Annotated in this window: 24 protein-coding genes; 12 read left to right on the top strand and 12 right to left on the bottom strand. The window is 50.7% G+C overall.

Annotated elements, in window-relative coordinates; all coding sequences use genetic code 11:
* The first annotated feature begins 1 nt into the window (after window position 1).
* Both C3406_RS17430 and C3406_RS17425 read left to right on the top strand, forming a co-directional pair.
* A complete protein-coding gene (locus tag C3406_RS17430; protein WP_004883119.1) occupies window positions 2-1,282 on the top strand; it encodes a TraB/TrbI/VirB10 family type IV secretion system protein in 1,281 nt (426 codons plus the stop codon).
* Window positions 1,279-1,521, top strand: coding sequence for a DUF2274 domain-containing protein (locus C3406_RS17425; RefSeq protein WP_004883121.1), 243 nt, complete (start codon window positions 1,279-1,281; stop codon window positions 1,519-1,521). Before C3406_RS17430 ends, C3406_RS17425 begins: the two co-directional genes overlap by 4 nt.
* A 292-nt stretch (window positions 1,522-1,813) precedes the next feature.
* Here the strand turns inward: C3406_RS17425 and C3406_RS17420 are convergent, their stop codons facing one another.
* The 3 genes from C3406_RS17420 to C3406_RS26300 form a co-directional block, all read right to left on the bottom strand.
* Complete coding sequence (locus C3406_RS17420) at window positions 1,814-2,209, bottom strand: DNA-binding protein (protein WP_223203170.1); 396 nt, start codon at window positions 2,207-2,209, stop codon at window positions 1,814-1,816.
* The gene (locus tag C3406_RS17415; protein WP_022652138.1) at window positions 2,199-2,471 is read right to left on the bottom strand and encodes a hypothetical protein; all 273 of its coding nucleotides are present in this window, start codon (window positions 2,469-2,471) and stop codon (window positions 2,199-2,201) included. Before C3406_RS17415 ends, C3406_RS17420 begins: the two co-directional genes overlap by 11 nt.
* A 313-nt stretch (window positions 2,472-2,784) precedes the next feature.
* Entirely contained in the window at window positions 2,785-3,111 is a 327-nt protein-coding gene (locus tag C3406_RS26300) for a hypothetical protein (RefSeq protein WP_015063087.1), read from the bottom strand.
* 188 nt (window positions 3,112-3,299) lie between these two features.
* On the opposite strand from C3406_RS26300, the gene C3406_RS17410 reads away from it, so the two are divergent.
* A complete protein-coding gene (locus C3406_RS17410; protein ID WP_015063086.1) occupies window positions 3,300-3,815 on the top strand; it encodes a hypothetical protein in 516 nt (171 codons plus the stop codon).
* A gap of 587 nt (window positions 3,816-4,402) precedes the next feature.
* Here the strand turns inward: C3406_RS17410 and C3406_RS17405 are convergent.
* Window positions 4,403-5,284: a RepB family plasmid replication initiator protein gene (locus tag C3406_RS17405; RefSeq protein ID WP_015063085.1), complete on the bottom strand. Its 882-nt coding sequence runs from the start codon at window positions 5,282-5,284 to the stop codon at window positions 4,403-4,405.
* 458 nt (window positions 5,285-5,742) lie between these two features.
* Entirely contained in the window at window positions 5,743-8,163 is a 2,421-nt protein-coding gene (locus tag C3406_RS17400; protein WP_015063084.1) for an Ig-like domain-containing protein, read from the bottom strand.
* A gap of 224 nt (window positions 8,164-8,387) precedes the next feature.
* Here C3406_RS17400 and C3406_RS26540 point away from each other — a divergent pair, with 224 nt between their 5' ends.
* Both C3406_RS26540 and C3406_RS26535 read left to right on the top strand, forming a co-directional pair.
* Window positions 8,388-8,855 (top strand): DUF4165 domain-containing protein, encoded by a 468-nt coding sequence (locus C3406_RS26540; RefSeq protein ID WP_015063083.1) that lies wholly within the window; start codon window positions 8,388-8,390, stop codon window positions 8,853-8,855.
* Window positions 8,849-9,253 carry an Ig-like domain-containing protein gene (locus C3406_RS26535; RefSeq protein ID WP_071787996.1) on the top strand — a complete coding sequence of 135 codons (405 nt, stop codon included), beginning with the start codon at window positions 8,849-8,851 and terminating at the stop codon, window positions 9,251-9,253. The genes C3406_RS26540 and C3406_RS26535 overlap by 7 nt, the downstream gene beginning before the upstream one ends.
* 519 nt (window positions 9,254-9,772) lie before the next feature.
* Here C3406_RS26535 and C3406_RS17385 read toward each other — a convergent pair.
* The 7 genes from C3406_RS17385 to C3406_RS17350 form a co-directional block, all read right to left on the bottom strand.
* Window positions 9,773-10,471 carry a hypothetical protein gene (locus C3406_RS17385; protein ID WP_022652135.1) on the bottom strand — a complete coding sequence of 233 codons (699 nt, stop codon included), beginning with the start codon at window positions 10,469-10,471 and terminating at the stop codon, window positions 9,773-9,775.
* A gap of 84 nt (window positions 10,472-10,555) precedes the next feature.
* Window positions 10,556-10,855, bottom strand: coding sequence for a hypothetical protein (locus tag C3406_RS17380; protein WP_032610385.1), 300 nt, complete (start codon window positions 10,853-10,855; stop codon window positions 10,556-10,558).
* 35 nt (window positions 10,856-10,890) lie between these two features.
* Window positions 10,891-11,145, bottom strand: a complete 255-nt coding sequence (locus C3406_RS17375) for a hypothetical protein (RefSeq protein WP_022652133.1) — start codon at window positions 11,143-11,145, stop codon at window positions 10,891-10,893.
* A gap of 51 nt (window positions 11,146-11,196) precedes the next feature.
* Window positions 11,197-11,460 (bottom strand): hypothetical protein, encoded by a 264-nt coding sequence (locus tag C3406_RS17370; protein WP_022652132.1) that lies wholly within the window; start codon window positions 11,458-11,460, stop codon window positions 11,197-11,199.
* A 100-nt stretch (window positions 11,461-11,560) separates the two neighbouring features.
* The gene (locus C3406_RS17365; protein WP_103826493.1) at window positions 11,561-11,902 is read right to left on the bottom strand and encodes a hypothetical protein; all 342 of its coding nucleotides are present in this window, start codon (window positions 11,900-11,902) and stop codon (window positions 11,561-11,563) included.
* A 462-nt stretch (window positions 11,903-12,364) separates the two neighbouring features.
* Window positions 12,365-13,141, bottom strand: a complete 777-nt coding sequence (locus C3406_RS17355) for a hypothetical protein (protein ID WP_022652130.1) — start codon at window positions 13,139-13,141, stop codon at window positions 12,365-12,367.
* Between the two features lie 148 nt (window positions 13,142-13,289).
* Complete coding sequence (locus tag C3406_RS17350) at window positions 13,290-14,066, bottom strand: hypothetical protein (RefSeq protein WP_022652129.1); 777 nt, start codon at window positions 14,064-14,066, stop codon at window positions 13,290-13,292.
* Window positions 14,067-14,879: 813 nt separating this feature from the next.
* Between C3406_RS17350 and C3406_RS17345 the strand changes: the two genes are divergently transcribed.
* The 7 genes from C3406_RS17345 to C3406_RS17315 all read left to right on the top strand — a co-directional run bounded on the left by C3406_RS17345 (window position 14,880) and on the right by C3406_RS17315 (window position 19,307).
* Window positions 14,880-15,347: a DnaJ-like cysteine-rich domain-containing protein gene (locus tag C3406_RS17345; RefSeq protein WP_022652128.1), complete on the top strand. Its 468-nt coding sequence runs from the start codon at window positions 14,880-14,882 to the stop codon at window positions 15,345-15,347.
* Between the two features lie 63 nt (window positions 15,348-15,410).
* Entirely contained in the window at window positions 15,411-15,707 is a 297-nt protein-coding gene (locus C3406_RS17340) for a type II toxin-antitoxin system RelE/ParE family toxin (RefSeq protein ID WP_015063076.1), read from the top strand.
* 8 nt (window positions 15,708-15,715) lie between these two features.
* Window positions 15,716-16,897, top strand: coding sequence for a hypothetical protein (locus tag C3406_RS17335; protein ID WP_022652127.1), 1,182 nt, complete (start codon window positions 15,716-15,718; stop codon window positions 16,895-16,897).
* 390 nt (window positions 16,898-17,287) lie between these two features.
* Window positions 17,288-17,665: a hypothetical protein gene (locus C3406_RS17330; RefSeq protein WP_015063074.1), complete on the top strand. Its 378-nt coding sequence runs from the start codon at window positions 17,288-17,290 to the stop codon at window positions 17,663-17,665.
* Between the two features lie 135 nt (window positions 17,666-17,800).
* Window positions 17,801-18,235 carry a hypothetical protein gene (locus C3406_RS17325; RefSeq protein ID WP_015063073.1) on the top strand — a complete coding sequence of 145 codons (435 nt, stop codon included), beginning with the start codon at window positions 17,801-17,803 and terminating at the stop codon, window positions 18,233-18,235.
* A 63-nt stretch (window positions 18,236-18,298) separates the two neighbouring features.
* On the top strand, window positions 18,299-18,556 hold the full coding sequence (locus tag C3406_RS17320) for a hypothetical protein (RefSeq protein WP_022652126.1): 258 nt from the start codon (window positions 18,299-18,301) through the stop codon (window positions 18,554-18,556).
* Between the two features lie 115 nt (window positions 18,557-18,671).
* A complete protein-coding gene (locus C3406_RS17315; RefSeq protein ID WP_022652125.1) occupies window positions 18,672-19,307 on the top strand; it encodes a polyamine aminopropyltransferase in 636 nt (211 codons plus the stop codon).
* The last annotated feature ends 2 nt before the right edge of the window (window positions 19,308-19,309 follow it).

Raw genomic sequence — 19,309 nt, 5'->3', positions numbered from 1 at the left:
CATGAGCCAGGACGACACTCCCGACCTCGCCACGCCGCATGCGGGCAAGGTGGCACCCGAGGCAGTTGCGCTGCGCGCCCAACCGCGCCCGGTCACGCGCCTGAACCGGCGCACGCTGGCCATCCTCGTCGGCGGTCTCTCGGTCGCTGTGCTCGGCGCGCTGATGTGGTCGCTGCAACCGCAGCGGCGCGGTGCAGGCGAGCAGACCGAGCTTTACAACGTCGATCGCGTCTCGAAGTCCGAAGGGTTGGACGCGCTGCCGGCGGACTACTCGAAGCTGCCGCCCCCCTTGGCGGCATCCGTGCCGGAGTTGGGGCCGCCGCTGCCAGGCGATCTTGGCCCGGCCATTGTGAAGTCGCAGCAGCCGGTGACGGCCGCCTACGCGGCCCCCGGCAACGACCCCAACGACGCGTTGCGCAAGGAAGCCGAAGCAGCAGCGGCATCGGCGGTGTTCTTCCGCTCTGGTTCGCAGAAGGCCGCGCCGGTGGCGCAGACACAGGTAGCCGCTGCGCCGGGCTTCACCGCCAATGCGGCCTTCGACCCGCTGGCGGCCGGGCCTGCGTCGACGGCGGCCCAGCCCGCCGACCCGACCGCCGTGCAGAACCGGCAAGACCAGAAAGAGGCATTCCAGAAAGCCGGAACCACGGAAGCCCGTGATTCCGGCAACCTGACGCTGCCGGCGTCGCCGTATCAGGTCATGGCCGGAACGGTGGTCGCCGGGGCGCTGGTGACGGGCATCAAGTCGGACTTGCCGGGCGATGTGATCGCCACAGTGACGGAGCCGGTCTATGACACGGCTACCGGCAAGTTCCTGCTGATCCCGCAGGGGTCACGCATCCTGGGCAAATACAACAGCCAGGTCAGCTACGGGCAGAGCCGCGTGCAAGTGGTGTGGAACCGGATCATCCTGCCCGACACGTCTTCGCTCAAGCTCGACAACTTGGCCGGCACCGATCCGGCCGGCTACGCCGGCTTGGAAGATGATGTGGATTGGCATTGGGATCGCGTCTTTGCCGGTGCGGCACTGACGACGCTACTGGGCATCGGTGCCGAACTGGCTGCGCCGGAGAACCGGCAGGACGGTGATCGCGTCATCATCGCCGGCCGCGATAGCGCCCAGGACAGCATCAATCAGGTCGGTCAGGAGATGACCCGGCGCAACCTCAACATCCAGCCCACCTTGACGGAGCGCCCCGGCTTGCCGGTTCGCATCATCGTCAACCGCGATCTGGTGCTGCGGCCGTACCAGCCACTTTTCTTCAACAGGGGGACTTCGCGATGACGACGCGCAAGCTACGGCTCGGGCCGCTGCCGAAAACGGAATCCACGAAGCTGACTTTTGCTTGCCCGGCCAGCCTGAAAGCCGACCTCGACCGCTACGCTACGCTGCACGCGCAGACCTACGGCGAGGCGGTCGATGCCACGGTGCTAATTCCGCACATGCTAGAAGCCTTCATGGTCGGAGATCGGGGATTCAGGAAGGGAGGCGCGGGCAAGGCCGCGCCGCCGAAGCCAAGCTGATGATGCCGGTTTCCGCTGGCGGCCATCCCTCAAACGCGCAGCCCAAGGCTGCGCGTTCTTCATTCTGGAGGACGGCGACCGATTGGGCTATGAAGACCAAACGCGGCTACCGCCTGCAGGCAACCGCCCCCGATGCAGCACGCTCGGGCTTTCTACCGCGAAGCTCCTATGTGGCTCCCAGCCCACAACGCCACAGCCCCGCAAGGCGGCCCGAAGTAGAGCCAAACCCGCACCCCATATAGACTTCCGGCCATCAGGCTGATTTCAACAATCGCTTGACTGCGGACATTTTTTATTGCTGCGCTGCGCTCCAGGCGTCCAGTTCTTCCTTCGTTTCGAACGACACAACTACTACAGCATCATGATCAGGGCGTTGCGGCTGTCGCACCATCTGAAAAGGCGGCTCAAAGGTCATATAGTAAATAGGCTGTTCCCGGCGTGCCACCCACTCAGCTTGTTTCCGTTCTGCCAGTTCACAGGCCTCATCATACGTGTCAGCCTGAGCCAGCCATGTCGGCCTATCCCACGCCCCGCCGTTCAGACAGTACACGTGAAATTTCTCGTTATGGGTGACGCAGTAAGGATGATCCCACCAGGCATCGAGCTGGGCCTTGCTGCGCTTCTCGTTAGGCGTAATGTCGAAATTCTTCGGAAGTGTAGGGTTGTTCGGGATCTGGTTAGGCATCATGCGCCTCCTGTTCATACACGCCACGGGGAAGCGCCCGCATGTCATCAGTAATGACAAAAAGCGATTCTGAAATCGTGTTGCCTGTTGGGCGCCCGTCCCCGCAAATTACCACGGCATCATTGCCTGGGTAGCGAGCCGACTCAATGACGGCGAATTCTATGCCATCTGCACGGCGAAACCAGTACAGGCTTTCACCTTCCGGTGATGTTTCAATAGTCTTGCGGAAAAACGTTCCTTCCAGTGTTTCGGGGATGTAAGGCATAAACACTCCTTGTGTACGAAAAAGACCACAAGTTGTTACCCCTGCGGCCTGATCGGGCGAATGCTGCCATTAAGACGGTTAATCGCCCTTGTAAGGTGAGGCAACAAAATGGATTCTAACGCTGTAGCTAACATTCCAGTAGGAATAATTATCCCCGCGAACGCGGATCTAAAACTGATCATCTTTGACTTTCCCAGCATCCGTCCGCTGGGCCAGCAGCAGCAAACACGGGTTCAGCAAGGCGATACACTGTACCGGGTACTGTAAACCCCTGTCCTGCCTATGTCGGTCAGCAGGACTGGAGGCGTGAAGTTCACGTGCTGTGGCCATATACAGACTGGTCTTCCCATGACTCACTGTCATGTTCAAGGGGGCCGGTGATCCATTGTGCGGTGCGTGAAGCTCGGGAGCGAAAAGCCCATGTTTCGTCAGGGCCGATAGTGACGTTTTCCTCCGTCAATGAGGCGTTTTCTGGCATTACAGGTAACTTGCGGGTATCACGATCACCGCTTCCCAGCCAGTGTTCTACTTGCGCCTGGGTCTGAAACAAAAAAGCATGCATATGGCAGGCTGTACCGTCATTGATACCGTACATCCGAAGTCCATCATCAAACTCAGCTATAAAAATATTGTGTGACATACATTAACCTCATGGAATTCGCTTTTTCAGGGGCGAATCCTGGTGCCTTAATTAAAGGGTAAAAAGGTAAACGCTCACCAATGGTACAATATAAAAAACCAATAACGTCATCCACGAACCTTTTTTGAGGCCGTAGATGATTTTAAACGTAGTATCTCTAAACTCGTACAAAATGGAGCATCAAAATAATGAAAATAAACATGGGTAGTCTGAAAAGCGCTGCACCGCTCTTTGTTCTTATTGGCTTGATGATCGCGTTTTCGGCCTATGTGAAATCATGGGCATTGTTATACACGTTGCTGGCGTCATCAGTCATGCTCACAGTCATGATATCGTTGCCATTTCTTGTCTCGCCTTTACAGCATTCAAAATTCATAGTCCTGCGAATTTTACGTTTACTGGTTATTACGCTCTGGGCGGTTGGCCTTGTCGGCGTACTCTTTTCAGTTGTGGAACGCCTTGTATGGGTTAATGCTGACAGCTATCCGTCATGGCTGGCGAAGGAACTGGATTCCCCGACCATCACGGATGGTGAAACTTTTATTAAAGCTACAGAGTCTTTTGAGAAGACCTGCGGTAAAAATAAAGGTTCTCTCAGCGTTGTCGCAAGGCATAACGGCATGTTTATGCGCTGCGATGATAGCGTCTCTTTCGACACCTGGTGGAAGGGGGTTTACCAACTTAAAACACCTGAGACTCGATGATGCATTTCTTTAGTGCAGCAACAGAATGGCCGTATTGTGGTTAAGACATTTTCGACGATATCAGCTACTCCACTGTGGCGGGAAAAGATTCCCCTCTCAGCCACCGGGTACGCAATCTTAGTGGCTCCACTATACCGGGTACAGTTTCCACTTCAGCCTCATCGTGCTATCAGGGCCGTTCACCCTTCACGAACCACTTTATCGGGTATATCTTCCTTCCCGTGACATCACGCCATCCGGGGCGGAGGCAGTAACGGGCTCCACTATACCGGGTAAAACTTGCCAACCAGTGCCGCCACATTTCCGGTGCCTGGTTCGCAAGGGGCCTTATCCACTATACCGGGTATGGATCACATTTTCGTGGCTCCACTGTACCGGGTATAGTTCACATTTTGGTTGAAAAACACACAGAATCGTCAGGGTAAGGCTGAAGAGAAAGGGCTGCATCGGAGTTTTAGGGCTGACATTACCCGGTGTAGTGGAGATCCACTGTACCGGGTAAAAACAGAGCGGAAAGGAGAAGAATATCCACTATTCCGGGTAATGCAGCCACCCACGCGGCAGGCAGCTGCATTATCCGGCATCTATCATGGCTTCATGTTTCTTTTCAGAATATTCAGTACATAATCGCCGTTTTCTTTGTCTATGGAGTATTCCAGAAAACCGATCTCTTTAAGCTGGCCCAGCGCCTTTTTAACTGTGGCATTCTGGTTGCCAAGATGTGAGGACAGTTGCAGGCGTTCACGCAGCCGGTCAAATCCGATACGGTAAAAGGTGCTCGGTAACTCAGCCAGATACAGATACAGGGCCTGTGCGGACTCCTTACGGGCCAGTTTCTGCAACGTCTTCAGGTAGAGTCGGGTTTTACCGTCGACGCGATACAGCGTATTGAGCTTCGAATTTGGCTTGATGACGATTTTCCCGGTGGAACTGTCGTAGTACGTGGATTCCACGAGGTGCATGTTTATCGTTATCTGATCGTCTGTACCGGGTATTTTCTTAATGAACGAGATACTGGTTCGGGCAATACGCGTCAATGAAGCATCAAAACGCTCTTTCAATTGCCTATCAATGCGCTTAGTGTCAAAACCGCAGAACTTAGCAAACTCCGGGAAATTCAGCTCCAGCTGACCTTCCGAGTCGAGCGGACGGTTAGACAATGCATAAACGATCCCACACCATGATTTGAAGTCAGAGTCCATGTCGAGGCGCGGGCCATAAATTTGGATCTGGCTGTAGCCTTCACCCTCGACAATGGATAGTCTCGAAAGGGGTTCGGTGGCATCGATGCGGTGACTCTTCCGGCCACCCTTATCCGTGGATTTCAGTGTTGGCACAAACACACCCAGACGGAGTAAAACTTTCGGCTGAATGGTCTGTCTTAGCGTGGGAAGCAGTTGGATAACTTCCCCGGAATCTTTTAGGGACTCTTCAATGACAAGAGATAACTTGTTGTTATTACTAGACATATAGAAAGATCCGTTTTGTGCATAAGATCTACATCCTACCCGGTATAGTGTATCGAATCCACCCGGTATAGTGGATTATGCACCCTGTATAGTGGATGGATTACCCGACATAGTGTATTTCGCCCCCTGTACAGTGGATGGCGATCCGCTGAGAGCCCCGATATTACTGGCCTGCGAGGATCGTTATTCCTTTTTGATCTGCTATTGATCCTATATTGATCTTTATTATTATTCTATCCTGTTGATAACTATGCACAGAGACGTCATGAAGCATTACGATCGAAATGTGAGTAAATTCCGATCCGTTCTAAGAACCGCACTAGCACACTTCTTCCCTTGTAGAAAAAGTTACTTTTTTGACGCAAGCGGCTACAGAGTTATGAGGAGAGAGAGCGGAGAAAATGCAGGAAATGGCGTCACGAAAAAAAGCCGCCAGAGTGACTGACGGCTTTTTATGGTTACTTCAGCTCATCAATTTGGATCATAAACTCAGCGGCTCCGGTCTTGCCGTTCTCTGATGGATAAACCGGCATGAGAAGATTATCACCCATACCCATGTCGATATTAACATTTACAGACTCCCCAGGAGCTGCCTCCGCTCCATTAAACACTATCCCGAAGTTGGCATCCTTACGTACTGAGAGGGTCGCGTTCTGTAAGCCTTTGGCTATTTCACCGTTAGTCTTGCGGAGCATGTTTGTAGACAGATAGGCAAGTGGCACGTTATCAGAGGTTTTGAGCGCCGACTTTACTGCAAGGGTTCGAAGGTTATGCAGCTGTACCAAGTTATTCGGGAGATAACTGAACTTCTGTGTGTAAGTTTTTGTGTTGGACTGGCTGTCCGACACTGTCACACTGAGAGCATAGTTTTCAGAGGGCTCGAAATTCGGGAATATGCGCGGATATTCCGGCGAGTATATGTCTTTACCAGCAGGTGACCAACTGAGTTCAACATTGTCTGATGTCGGTCCGCCAGTTAGCTGGAGACGAGTAATGCGAGGTGTGGTCAGGTTATCGCTCAGTGCAATGCGCAGATTTTCCAGACCATAGACGACGGTGTCATCCTTTACCGGCTTCCCTTCGAAGGTAATAGCAACCGTTGGGGGTGTGGCATCGAGAGCTATCACGCCATAGGTTTTGTTTGTCTGGTTACCGAAACGATCCTGAATATTCACTTCAACGTTGTATTGCCCTTCAGACTGCCGGGAAAGGTCATACTCAATCGTGTAGTTACCCGCGTTTCTGGACTTTTCGACTCCCACAGGCGTCATGCGCTGTTTGGAGTTCTTATCGGTAAGATAGAATCCGAGGAGTCTGAATCCGTCGAACCAATCATTATCTCTGTTGAGATGAGCTTCAACAGTCAGTATCTTAGATGTCGGGCTGTAGGTGATCTCACCAATTTCTGGGACGATTTGATTGTTCCAGCGTGTCATAACCCACTGCTCGGAACGAAGAATAGGGTTCGCGACACTGCGTACATAATAAAGTGTACGGTTATAACCCTGAGTCCCTACCGCCATATCAAAATTCTCAGGAGCTTCGCAACTTGTCTGGCCAACCGGAATGCGGCAGGTTAGGCGTCCCCCAACTTCCTGCTCAAACGGTCTGGCTTCTACATTAAATCTTGCCCGGACGATTTTAATCGGCAATCTGGAAGACAGAACTGTCTCGAAGTCCTTCGACTTATACCAGGTGCCATTGCTATCCTGAAAATCCTCCCAGGTGCCAGTAAAAGCAGGCGTCTTGTTTGCGTTCGGGTTGAGCGTCATCGTGTAGGTCGGGAAGTATCCTGCCCACTGTCCAAAGTTGGCCATACGAGCCATATCCCCATTGAAGGCACCAAATGGCAGCGTCATTTCGACATAGCTGTAGGTGGCATCAGAAGCGATTTCTTTTGCAGCCGAATAAAGGTTAATAAATTCCAGTCCACCCTCTGCATATGCCCGGTAGTTAGATCTCGGGATTTTATACACCAGCCTGATAGGGTTTTCGTTAACCACCATACCGGCTTTATAGGCCGGGTAGTTTTTCACGCCGGGAACGACGCTGGTTGCATCATTTGGATCATGAACAGCGAAAAGGGATATCTCACCAATTGTATTATCAAACCGAAATTTTTGGGTCGGTAACGTGCGGATATTCCCGGCGGTGTCGTAAATTTTGGCTTTTGCCTGAAATTCTTCGTCAAGGTTGCTATCAGGGATGCCCGGTTGCTTCACACTTGCGAAGGTGTAGGGCAGGTACATCGTCTTGTCACCGACGTTGTATTTCATTGGCGTTGAGCTGAAAAGGGTTCCATTAGCGCGATAGATTTCAAATATGCCTTTATCTATTCCAACCGCATCAGCGATGCCCGTTGATAAAAAGCTGTATTGCGCCACAGCTTCAAGACCTAATTTAAATACCGCTCCAGTTCCAGTGCCCAGTGATGTGGTTGCTGTAAGGGCATTTGCAGCCGGAGGTGTGGTGTCTATTGTCCAGTTGTAGTTATACGTAGCTACCACTGACTGATTCAGATCCAAAATGTTGACCTGGACGATCAGTTTTCCTTCCCCGAGAGCGGGTAAAGTTACTTTCTTCCCGTAAAATTCACTGCCGTCGGCTGCTTTTAGCCGATCAGCCACACCGGTACGGGTAGTGGTGGTATTGTACAACTGCGCCCCGGTTTCCCGGGTCACTTTAACGTTTACAAAGCGATCCAATCCAGAAATAAGCGTCAGCGTTACGGTAGAAGCCGGATTGAGTAGCATCCGGGTTGAAGGCGCGTGTACTTCAATGCCATTGGTATCTGTAAAGCTGGATTCATAAATCTGAGCTGTTACCGGAACTGAGACGCCGAGCAAAACCATAGCCAAAGTTATAGTCTGATATTTCATTCAGTATTCCCCTATTGTTTTGTCGTTATTTTAAACGATTCACCTCCGGCACTTTTTCGTTAAGCAGAGTATTTCTGGGCCGTTAATCAGCGGATATTGTCACTTTCGCTGGCCTGGCAAAAGGCGCACAAACGGGCGTTGTTTTACTGAATAATTACACCTCTTATCACCCGGGTGATGAAAACGTTTCGGGTAAAATTTCCTGGCCAACCAGGAGAACATAAATGAAATTTTACAGAGGTCCGTTGATCGCCGCCGTCTATGCGGCACTGCTGTTCCCACTTTGCGGCCAGGCTCAGCTGTACAACTATTCGTACACCGACACACGTGGTACGAAAGTGAATGCTGAACCCTCCAGAGCGTATCTCAACCCAGGTAGCGCAATTACGCTGAACTTGATATCTGGTCTCGACCGCTACGAGCGCGTTACCGTGACACGATCATCAGATAATGTGCAGATGTTCCAGAGTGTCACCGGCCTGGTGACAGTGGCCGACAGGATCACTGCCGCTGATGGTAGTGAGTACTACGGCAAATCCATGGCACTGCCGGTACTGGGCGAGGGGACTTTTGCCCTTAAATCCGAAACCCTCGACAATAAGTCGAATGTCGTGGCCACAACCAGCTACTCCTTCAGCATTGATACCCGCGTATCTTCCCCGCAACAGATGATGCAGATTCCTACGTGCTGACTGCCATAGCAATGGATGAAGCCGGAAACAGCACCACAAAGAGCAGCCGGTTCCGCTACGTACCGAACAACCTGATTGAATTTAATACCATCAAGACGCTGGCTGTGGGCATGGGGCTGAAGACATCAGATAACCAGCCACTGGCGTATCTGCGGACCAACAGCATCCGGAAGAAAGATGGTTCGCTGATCACAGGAGTGCAGACCGGCACGCTGACGGTCCGTAAAGATGCGGCCTTTGCGGTCAGTATGAATGGGGCGACTGTCATTCCCGGAGATTCGAAAGACATCACAATAGACTTCGGTCAAGGGGATGGCATCCTGATCCCGATCTTCCCGGCCACCAGCGGCAAAGTTGGCGAATCCCGCTTCATGATCGAGCTGCCGCAAATCCAATAAACACCACAGAACCGGCCCCGTCATACGGGGCCTTTTCATGGTGTCTTAACGTAGCCAGAAAGAAACGGAACAGGCTGATTTAGTCGAATGTCAGAGATTGCTGAGAAAACGTTTATCACGCATTTCGCTCCACTGGAGAGAATTTGCTATCGCGCTCCCCGGGTGCAGGGTCTCACGCCCGATCGCCATCAAATTCAAATGCAGCTCCAATTTTTGCGTCTTGGCGTCACCTGGTTACCACCCGCACTCGCCATGGCAGAACTGGAACACCTTCTTAAGGGGTATGACGCCGACCACTGTCGGCTACTGGAAAACGTCCTGGATACAGCCCACCGGCATTACCTGGAGTCCTGTGGACCGCTAAAGAGAGAAGGGGGCCGCGTCGGGAACCGCATATCAGGCACCCGCCACGACGAAGCACATTTGTGTGTACGGTTTATGTCAACACGCTATGAATTGGCCACTGAGCTTTGTGCCGCTTATGTGTGCAGCAGGTATGCTTATGGGTGATCGTACCGGTTACTTCTTGTCTTCCAACGAGGCCAAGCGGCTAATTTCTTTCATACCGAGACGAGCGGCCACGCCCATGGCGGAGGCTTCGAGTTCGGCCTTGCCGTGTGAGACGATTTTGTCCATGGATTCCTGCATCAACTGGGTGCTGAAGGCCAGATTAACCGGCAGGTTGGCGATTGCGCCGGACAGAGACTGATATACTTCTTCAAGCTCGCGCTTTCCTGCCTTGCCTTTTGCCACCAGCAAAGCCAGTGCTTTCAGCTTTTCATTCACTTTCGCCATCTCGCGCTCAGAGGCTTCCCGGATCTGACGCTCATAACGTTCGCGTGTCGACTCAATATAGCCAATCTCCGGCTGGCGCTCATAGTCGCCGCGAATCAAACTGTTAATGGTACACGGCACGCCGTCACTCATTCCGAACGATGTGATCATTGAGGCCCACTGAGCCGGAGACAGACTGACTTTCAGAAGTGGGGAACGGCGTCTGCCTTCCGCCAGCCGATGACGGATCACTCCATCGCGCTCAACCTGCTCTGATTCACTGAAGGTCAGCGTAATCACCTCTTTATGAATGAGGTCGGAGGCATACAAGCGCTGCCCCGTCGTTGTCGTGCGGCTTACCGATACCTGCCCGTATGCCGTGTGACGGGTGATCACCTCTTCCATCTCGTTTTCTGTTACCGTCGGTATTACTGTGTTTTCCATTGTCATGCCCTGAATCGAATTAATGTTGACAGCGTCTGGCGTAATACCGATGTGAGACCGGACTGCCTGGGAACTTTACCCGTATCACTCGCTAAATTGGACGCCCGCTGACCGGAGTAACTCTCTGACATCGTCTGCCAGGAAATACGTTTCTGTTGTGTTGCCCGGGCCATCAAAGAAACAGGTCTCGGGCAACTGAATTGCCTGCGACTGCTGCTGTATCTGTTCCCGGGACTCGTTACTTTCGACGATAGCATCGGCAATGACTTCTGTTGCCCAATCGCGATCAAAGCCAGGCATCGTATGGAGTGATGCCACCATGTCGCTGGGTAAGGCATCGATATAGTCCAGAGCCGCCTGAGCTACCGAAATCAGTTCTTTCATGGTTGTCACCTTACTGTTGTGCTCATTCACCGCGCTTAACTCGCGTGAGCCGATTCTTTACGTTTATTGATAAGAAACTCTTCACCGCACGTTCCGCATTTCAAAATGTATTCTGCGTGCCTGAGTTGCTTTAAGGACATTGCTTTGCAAACGGGGCAGGCAAGGTGTTCTGAAAGCCGACGCATCAGTTGATTAATTTCAGAGCATTGTTCTGGCGTTAACTTGTGGCGGGTTTCCCACTTATAGGTCGCTTCCCGCACGACACGAGCCACGATATTTTTACCCTTCATCACTCTTGTCCTCCGGTGCAGCCAGCCATCTTACTCACTTCCGTGCGCATGTCAGCGAATAATGACCAGGTCAGGACCAAAACTGAATCCATCGCCCATCCGGTCGGAATGCTTCGATACATACGATTTCCCGTACTTCTCCAGGTCTTGCAGGCTTGATTTTGCCAGATTCCATGAATACTCATGCCCCCAGATTTCCCCATCCCGATCAGCAAATCTTGCGGGTTTATAGTTGTCCTTGAGCAGAGCATAGACACGTTCGAGAGTTGGTAATTCTGGACTGGTCTTAACGTTAGATGCGTCAGCGTTCGTCATTATTATGTACTCATTCGAGTTGATGGATAGGGAAGGTTGCACGCGAACTGTGGCGCTCCCCGTTTTACTGATAACCTGTCGGTGCTCATGCACTACGAAATTAGAATGATTGAAGGCACGTCACGCTTCCCGAAAACCTTTTCCCGTACCGGCGTTTAGGAAGCGAGTATTCGCCGTCAAACCGGTAGATGCCGACCTTAGAGCAGGGTCCTCCGTCTTTAACCAATTCCCAGATGAAATCGGCACGGTCACTGAAATAGCCAGGACCTTCGTCAAAGGATGAAAATTCACTATGCACAACACACAGATCGCCGTGCTGACCGTTGATAAAAACGAAGTGACCTTTATGCTTTTCGCCTGGCTTCGCATCGAGGTGTCCAAACGTTTGATACATTACGGAGGCTTGATGTTCTGCCCCTGTCTTTCCAAGTAATTCACGCATCTCACTCCCCCTTTGCAGTTGCGACCATTGCACGGTAAACATCTGCAAGACGCTGGCTCATTAATCGAGACATTTTTCCAGTGGCCGAAGTTATCTGCTTCCGGCCTGCAATTAGCTGTTCCATCGTGGGAACTACCGGGACGCGGGTCATACCTTCCACTTCTCCTGCGCCAGTAGTGGTAACTTGATCAACATACTGCTCAACCTGATGCTGCTCTTCGTCGGTCCTCCATTATGATTTCTTCAATCAGACGTCTTACAACCCAGTTACTTAGGTTGCTTTGTGACGGAAGGCGCTTATACCTTCCGCCTCGGCCATTTCGTTGCCCGCGCTGAGCATTCCAGCGTCGAAGTACGCCATCGTTAATTTTCGGTGGTAGTGTGGCAACATCGCCCATCTGCCTGACTCCTGTCCTGAATTATTTCACTCGGGGCCAAAATACCGCTGTGTTGTTTGCCAGGTTACACCCCTGGCACCAACAGGGACGGGCTGTTATAAGAAAAGCGGTCTACTGGAGCATCTTCAAATCCGTGGTTCGGCGCATCTGGTGTCAGAACAAGGCCGTCATGTGCCGCGTGAATATGCAGCAGTGAATCACTGCCCGTGTCGATGTGCAGCGTCGGTACACCCCGATCGATCTCAAAAATGAGGCCGAAACAAGTCGTGCCGGATTCATTCACCACTTCACACTGAATGTTTTTCTCTTCTAACAACACCTTCACCTGATAGGACTGACAGTCTTCTTCTGGCAGCTGGGTTTCACCCAGTTGCCAGTCCTGTAACGTCCGGATAATCTCTGAAGGCGTTGCCTGCGATTCCGGCGTCAGAAGCGCATACACCTGCTGGCGGAACTGCTGGCTCAACTCCTCCATCAGGGGATTGTCCTCGCCATCGAAATGTTCTTCCCAGCCATCAGGATCAGCGTGCATCCAAACGTTATGCGTCAGAGACGGTAGTGAGTCGTCAGGGTGTACGATGAGATATGGGGAGCTTTCTTTTGTTTCCAGATAGCGGACAGGCTGGCCATCCAGCAAAGCTTCATCAACTGCCGTACCATCGGTTTCCGGCAATGCGATTTCCGTGACATTGCCGCCGCAATGCTCTGCCACAACACGCCCCAGATCCTCCATCAGTGCGCGATGTTTTTCTGGAGAATCCAGCTCGCCCAATAATTCCGGTTTTACCAGTAATGCAGTAATAATTGTTGCCAGTTCACGAGTTGAAATTAATTTAGCCATGATAGTCATCCTTTCATCTGATGTGTTAATTCTAACAGTTTCGGTTTGCTGGCTAATAACCCGGCGTGAAGTTTTTTAAAAATATATTCGCCCTTTAAACAAAGAGCGAACAATGGAATTAAAAAAGGACAAATTTGTAATTAATGAATCAGGAGGCTGCTTTAACTAATAAGCCAGGGCGACCGTTGGTATACCTGTCAGGCGGCGAAATACCGAATTCATGATTCAGGGAGTCAGTTGAAAGGACCATGCCGCCGTGAGCAGCCTGGACGTGCAGAACTGAAGGATCAGTGTCACCCGCGTTTACATGGACCGAGGGAACACCATTTTCAATTAACAACGTCAGGGCCATTACCAGGCGTGATTCCACATCCTGTACTGCCAGCTGGGCATGACCGCCGAGCGCCATAGTAACGATAAACTCTGCTGAAGACCCGGGCTGTTCGTCGTCGAGGTTGCAGTAATCACGCATTCGTACCACCTGCGAGGGAAGATTAGCATGGTTGGTTTGTGTCTGAAGGAGCATCCGCTGGAGGGCGTAGCGGCGAACTGAGCACTCTTTATGCGTCGGCAATTCATCAGGGCTTTCTTCGTCGCTGCCTTTGATATGGTCAAGCCAGCCATCTCGGGCATGGTGACGCCAGACATTATCGGTGAGGGAGTGCATGTCCGCGCCGGGAGATACGACGAGATAAGGGGTTACATCCGGAGAGGTCAGATAATCGGCCTGGCTTGATTCATCGCGATCCACCGGCATGATCACACCGTCAATCTCTCCTCCGCAATGTTTCGCCACCAGCTCAGCGATATCCTGCATAAATGCTTTATGCGACTCCGGTGTTTTTAATTCATTCATTAATGTGGGTTGCACCAGTAATCCACAGACAATTTCCGCAAGCTCGGCAGGTAATAGACATTTTGGCATGGTTGGTTCTCCTCTTTTTTGAATGAGAACACTCTAACATTCCGGCTTATTTTCCAAATAAGTTGAAGGCATTTATTTTTTTAAAAATTCATATCCAAACTATAATTAAAATAGTCCATTTTAATCTCAGAAAAGTAACTTTTCTAAAGGCTTACCGGGAGGGCATTAACGAGTGTTTCGTAATCACATTTGTGCCAGTTGAAAGCCGGTGTGCATGACCATTGTTTCGTGACCTTAAACCCAGGAATCGTCGAGCGTCTGGGAGAAAGGCTGCGACACCTTCGGTTAAGATGGGTCTTGTGAGTGGGGAAGGGACGCTACAGCCGGAAGACAAACTGAATCTGCCATTTCAGCCCGCGAGTATCCCGACCCTGTGCCACCGTTTTATAGCTAACATTTCTCCTTTACTGTAGCATTCTGCCGTTTCGCCATCCTCTCGGAACTTCGGTATACCGCGAGCGGAATATTTGCCAGTCATATGGCCCTTACTGGTAACCGGAAAAAAGCTTCATGAAGGCGGATAGGAAGTTCCTTAGACGCATATGGTGTTTTTAAATTAACACATAAGCATTGCTACTCATAAGGATGTAAAATAACCATGCCCATTAAGGATGTAATTAAGACCTCATTGGTTTTTTTTTGGTATTTGTAAACAGACAATTCCGAAAATATTTCTCAGTAAAATTGAATCCTGCATATATAAACTGCCTTTAGCAGTGCTGCAAAATTATTTTTAAAAATCTTTCATTCAGGTTATTAGCCAGCGAGACCAATCTGTCATGATTACTTCAGACCAAACCTGAGGAATCAAAAATGGATAAATACTTTGACCAGAGCGGAATTGAAATCGACAACGCTAAGATTCAGTGTATTGATTCAGTAAAAGGCACCGGGGAATATATTTATCGGGTCACTTGCAATAAATGCAAAGGCCGTGGTGAGCGTAAACACTTTTATAGGAGCCGCTGCATGGCATGTAATGGTACGGGCTATAGCCTGGTCACAACCCGTACATGTTACACCCTTTCCGCGTTATATCGCACATACCCGGAAGCGGCACGCAAGATTTCAGCAGCTCAGGCAGTAGTGCGTCAGCGTGCTGTACAATCAAAGACTTCCGCGTTCAATCTGTGGTGTAAGAGCAATCAGGAACTGGTTGACGCCATCACACAGCAAGACGGGGAGAACAGCTTTCTGAACAGTCTGAAATCGACGTTATCACGGAAATATCCATTAAGTGATAAACAACTAACGGTCGCAGCCAGAATTCTCGGGATTTAATAAATCAGCTTCAGGCTTTTATAATTCTTATTTAATTTTACTCATTCCATTACGGAGGAAGATATGATCCATTCATTTAAAGACAGACGGCTGGAAAGCTTTTTCCGTAATGGAAAGTCCACAGCAGGTATTCCTGCTGATCTGTTAAATGCGATTTCATGCAGACTGAAAACGTTAAATAATGTAAAAAACGAACGCGAATTGTTATCAAGTAGTTTGCGTTACGAACGCTTAAGGATGACCGCAAACCGGTACTCTTCCATTCGAGTTAATTCAAAATATCGGTTATTCTTTGTGTGGAATGATGGCGTACATAACGTTCACCTGTCGGCGCATGATTATAAATCGCTAATCCATTAAGGTAAAAAATGAAACTTTTCGGTATTTTATCCAGGGATGCAGGCACGGATGCGATGTTTTATATTCAGACCAGCACTAAACAACAGGCAAGCTTCATATTTGATGCCCTTGTCCCCCGGCTGAATGCGCATTGCCAACTGATCGACCCACTGAATGAAACAATTATACCTTCACTAAGCCGGACGACACTTTCTTTACAGCCCTGGTCCCAGAATACCCAGACACGGACGAGTGAGCTGAAGATGACGACGCACGGTCTGACTCTCTCCGGGGCAGTGATGGTGGAACACTCCCGGCAGATCGTCGACTTCTGCGATAACCTGGGCCTGCGCCTCGATGCACCCACCGGGAAACCCAGCTGGACAGAACTGATCAATGCTGACCTTGAGCAGCTTAATTCCCCGCGTTTGTTCCCCGTCCTTACCCAATCTGGCACGGAAGGACAGTTTCAGATCTATGTCCCGGCACCGGCTGTCATTGACGCCGACGTAGTCATTGCAAGCGTGATCGGCGAGTGTTTTAGCGGCGTTACCCCGTACTGCGTGAACGGCACTCCATATCCGCTGACTGAAAAGCCGCTGATCCGGATGGAGGCACACGTTAGTGACATGCATACACGGGTTTTTGAGCTGACATTCGTCAGTTATAACCTGGCCCTTACTGCGACGGTATATGACAACAATCTGCGCCAGGTTCTGATGCTGTGTGAAGATTTTGGTGTCACCCTTCAGGGGCGAGCGGGTGCATCCTGTCATGCCTACATGCGTAACGAATACCGGCGGCTTGCACATGTAGGTGTTTGCTCACGCTCCGGGGCTGAAGACGATGTCCGCGCTTACAGCTCATATAAAGAGGAAACCCTGATCCGGCAGCTGCTGAATCAGGCGACGGCGGACAGCACATTGATCCCGGCGCGACACGGCCAGCAATTTAACGGTGTGCTGATGAATGCCACCCCGTCATCAGCAACCACCGGATTTATCTACCTGTCACAGGAATTCCCGCAAGGCCAGTTTATGATGACGGCGGAAGTGGTGAATGCCAGCAGCACGCCACGGGGGATCAGTTACATCGAAACGGTGGACGGTTACCGTTTTATTGTGACTGCATACGACACGAGAGCGATGAATTCCCTGACCGAATTTCTTGAAGTTAACGAGACCTATTTTACCCCATACCGCTGGGCGTAGCGCCAGCGCACCGGACAGCCAGGGAGGGCATCCGGAAAAGGTGATTTCACGCCATCAACAGAGCGCGAAACTCGCAGAAAAACAGACTGGCCCTATTTTAATACCCGATCACCGAAGCCAATTGCCTTCCGGGCAGAATGCCTGAGTATACCGGGTCTTAGCGACGTGGGATCAGGGCAGCCGGGAAAAGTAACTTTTGAAAAATTAGACGTGGTCAGTCGGCATGGTGTATTAAATTTCAAATCCTCTGGTTATATTCCTTCTTATAAACAATCCTCCTAATTTTTAAAGCTATCAATCACATCATCAACTATTCGGAAAAATTTTGCCGCAGGTTATTAGCCGTCGAGCGCGTCCTGGTATAATTGCCACATACCAACAGGAGACATCATGAATAAATTAGATATCATTTCCAGTCAGCTTAATTTCATTTCCCTTCTTAATGCTGTCGGTTATTCCGTATCTGATGTTGTATTTAAACGTCACGGTGCATCAACCGACTTTAATGCAGGTTTCTGGACGTTTGTCGCGGAGCAGAAAGATCGCTATATCGAAGTGTCGTGCAGCCTGTCACATCCTACCGCAGAAGGCACGCAGCATATCGATGTGCGCATTGATATGTTTGAAGACCCGATTGATGATGAGATCTCCCGGACTTTAGACACCAACACCTATGCCACGAATTATAAATATATTGAGCGAGTGCCGTTTACTGAATCCGTCAAAAGAGAATTTACCACCAGCCTTGGTGATATTATTTCAGAATAGTGCCAGCTTAATTCACGGCATGGATGCCTGAGATTTTCTTCAAAATATTCTCTTCCGGGTTATTAGGTTTTGAACCCAACCTGGTATTATATATCTACAGGCAATGCCAACAAATAATGAAGCGTCGGAGGCGATATGAGCATTCAGGAATTCGATTTTACCACCTGTGATTTATTTTCCATTCTGGACTCTCTGAATTATTCCCGCGAGGATATTAATGGTCTTACTCCGGCTATTTTCCGGGACGGCGAATTATCGAGAGTCTCTCTCTCTGTCGTCCAGTCTACCCGCTCGGCGGAAATCACGATCAGCCAGCGCGTGAGCACCGCCACAGGTCTCCGCTGCTATGTGCTGTTGATTGCGCAGCATGAAGACCGCATCCACAGTGAAGCCCTCAGCCAAGATGCTGAGGCGCAGTATCAGGTGAATCGCTTTATCCGCAAGATGGCTGAAGTCACGGATGCCAGCACCAAATCGATCAAGAAATGCTCTCAGATGATGAAAAAAATCATAAAGGAGCACCAGTTTAAAGCCAATCCTTCTTTCGGCCAGAGTTTCATCAAGGGTTGATTGAGTCTTGCCCCGGACGCCGGGGCAACGCTGAATAAACCCCTAACCAGCCGGGAGGCGCAGATGCCTGAAAAAAACTTCATTGTCAAAATTGTATGCCGGAATGGCGAGTATGAGCATTCCAGCGTGAAGCTTGTCGCCAGCGATACTGAGGCAAACGCCAGCCAGACGGCATTACTGAATGAGTGTCGCGACGAGGTCGAAGCACTGAGTTTTGAAGACGGCGGAGTGTATGATCTTGGCGGGGAATTCTTCTATCAAGTGAAGAGCTGCCAACAGCTGCCACCGGAGGATGCGGAGATCCTACTTCGTTACCTGTGAACCCGTGGACGGTTGCGTCAGCCGCCGTCCGTTGTAACGCGATCTTGCCTGCCCAGCCCGAGGGTTATGTGGTAATTTCCCGGCAACAGAATGATTCGAAATTAAGGTTATCAGTATGAAAAGTAAATTTGCTGAGCTGCCGGTGAAAAACGGGAAATCCGGTAACTGGACGCTGGACTCCTTTGTGATTACGCCAGAAAAAGCGCAGACCCTGAAGCTTCGCGCCGAATATACAAAGGATCAGGATGAATATATCCCGGCAGGCGTCTACCGGCGTTTGTCCTGTGATAACGAAGTGGTGATGTCCAATACGCCGATGGAGATCCGTACCTGTGAAGCTTTCATTGAGCGAGCAACTGGACGCATCCTGATTAACGGACTGGGGCTGGGAATGGTGCTGCACGCCATTCTTCAGAAGCCTGACGTGACCCACGTGACCGTCATTGAGAAGTCTCAGGATGTGATGAACCTGGTTTCCAAAGCATTTGCTCACGATCCCCGCGTTGAAATTATCCTTGCGGATGCTCTGAAATACTGCCCACCGGCAGGCGTTACCTTCAATGTGTGCTGGCATGATATCTGGCCAGATTTTTCGAGATCAAATCTTGATGAAATGGAAGCGCTCGAACGCAAATATCTCCACCTGTGCGACTGGCAGGACTCGTGGGGTAAAGAGCAGTGTGAAGCTGCCCTGATTCGTTTCGCGGCGCTGGAATCGTCACTGGAGTCCCTGATGCAGAAAGGGAAGTGACC

It is taken from the genome of Leclercia sp. LSNIH8, assembly GCF_002920195.1.
Taxonomy (GTDB): domain Bacteria; phylum Pseudomonadota; class Gammaproteobacteria; order Enterobacterales; family Enterobacteriaceae; genus Enterobacter.
This window is presented reverse-complemented; position numbering and strand designations above follow the sequence as displayed.

What these genes read in the sequence shown, in the direction of transcription:
- C3406_RS17430 (WP_004883119.1), top strand. Translation starts at nt 2, where the DNA reads ATGAGCCAGGACGACACTCCCGACCTCGCCACGCCGCATGCGGGCAAG.
- C3406_RS17425 (WP_004883121.1), top strand. Translation starts at nt 1,279, where the DNA reads ATGACGACGCGCAAGCTACGGCTCGGGCCGCTGCCGAAAACGGAATCC.
- C3406_RS17420 (WP_223203170.1), bottom strand. Translation starts at nt 2,209, where the DNA reads ATGATGCCTAACCAGATCCCGAACAACCCTACACTTCCGAAGAATTTC.
- C3406_RS17415 (WP_022652138.1), bottom strand. Translation starts at nt 2,471, where the DNA reads ATGCCTTACATCCCCGAAACACTGGAAGGAACGTTTTTCCGCAAGACT.
- C3406_RS26300 (WP_015063087.1), bottom strand. Translation starts at nt 3,111, where the DNA reads ATGTCACACAATATTTTTATAGCTGAGTTTGATGATGGACTTCGGATG.
- C3406_RS17410 (WP_015063086.1), top strand. Translation starts at nt 3,300, where the DNA reads ATGAAAATAAACATGGGTAGTCTGAAAAGCGCTGCACCGCTCTTTGTT.
- C3406_RS17405 (WP_015063085.1), bottom strand. Translation starts at nt 5,284, where the DNA reads ATGTCTAGTAATAACAACAAGTTATCTCTTGTCATTGAAGAGTCCCTA.
- C3406_RS17400 (WP_015063084.1), bottom strand. Translation starts at nt 8,163, where the DNA reads ATGAAATATCAGACTATAACTTTGGCTATGGTTTTGCTCGGCGTCTCA.
- C3406_RS26540 (WP_015063083.1), top strand. Translation starts at nt 8,388, where the DNA reads ATGAAATTTTACAGAGGTCCGTTGATCGCCGCCGTCTATGCGGCACTG.
- C3406_RS17385 (WP_022652135.1), bottom strand. Translation starts at nt 10,471, where the DNA reads ATGGAAAACACAGTAATACCGACGGTAACAGAAAACGAGATGGAAGAG.
- C3406_RS17380 (WP_032610385.1), bottom strand. Translation starts at nt 10,855, where the DNA reads ATGAAAGAACTGATTTCGGTAGCTCAGGCGGCTCTGGACTATATCGAT.
- C3406_RS17375 (WP_022652133.1), bottom strand. Translation starts at nt 11,145, where the DNA reads ATGAAGGGTAAAAATATCGTGGCTCGTGTCGTGCGGGAAGCGACCTAT.
- C3406_RS17370 (WP_022652132.1), bottom strand. Translation starts at nt 11,460, where the DNA reads ATGACGAACGCTGACGCATCTAACGTTAAGACCAGTCCAGAATTACCA.
- C3406_RS17365 (WP_103826493.1), bottom strand. Translation starts at nt 11,902, where the DNA reads ATGCGTGAATTACTTGGAAAGACAGGGGCAGAACATCAAGCCTCCGTA.
- C3406_RS17355 (WP_022652130.1), bottom strand. Translation starts at nt 13,141, where the DNA reads ATGGCTAAATTAATTTCAACTCGTGAACTGGCAACAATTATTACTGCA.
- C3406_RS17350 (WP_022652129.1), bottom strand. Translation starts at nt 14,066, where the DNA reads ATGCCAAAATGTCTATTACCTGCCGAGCTTGCGGAAATTGTCTGTGGA.
- C3406_RS17345 (WP_022652128.1), top strand. Translation starts at nt 14,880, where the DNA reads ATGGATAAATACTTTGACCAGAGCGGAATTGAAATCGACAACGCTAAG.
- C3406_RS17340 (WP_015063076.1), top strand. Translation starts at nt 15,411, where the DNA reads ATGATCCATTCATTTAAAGACAGACGGCTGGAAAGCTTTTTCCGTAAT.
- C3406_RS17335 (WP_022652127.1), top strand. Translation starts at nt 15,716, where the DNA reads ATGAAACTTTTCGGTATTTTATCCAGGGATGCAGGCACGGATGCGATG.
- C3406_RS17330 (WP_015063074.1), top strand. Translation starts at nt 17,288, where the DNA reads ATGAATAAATTAGATATCATTTCCAGTCAGCTTAATTTCATTTCCCTT.
- C3406_RS17325 (WP_015063073.1), top strand. Translation starts at nt 17,801, where the DNA reads ATGAGCATTCAGGAATTCGATTTTACCACCTGTGATTTATTTTCCATT.
- C3406_RS17320 (WP_022652126.1), top strand. Translation starts at nt 18,299, where the DNA reads ATGCCTGAAAAAAACTTCATTGTCAAAATTGTATGCCGGAATGGCGAG.
- C3406_RS17315 (WP_022652125.1), top strand. Translation starts at nt 18,672, where the DNA reads ATGAAAAGTAAATTTGCTGAGCTGCCGGTGAAAAACGGGAAATCCGGT.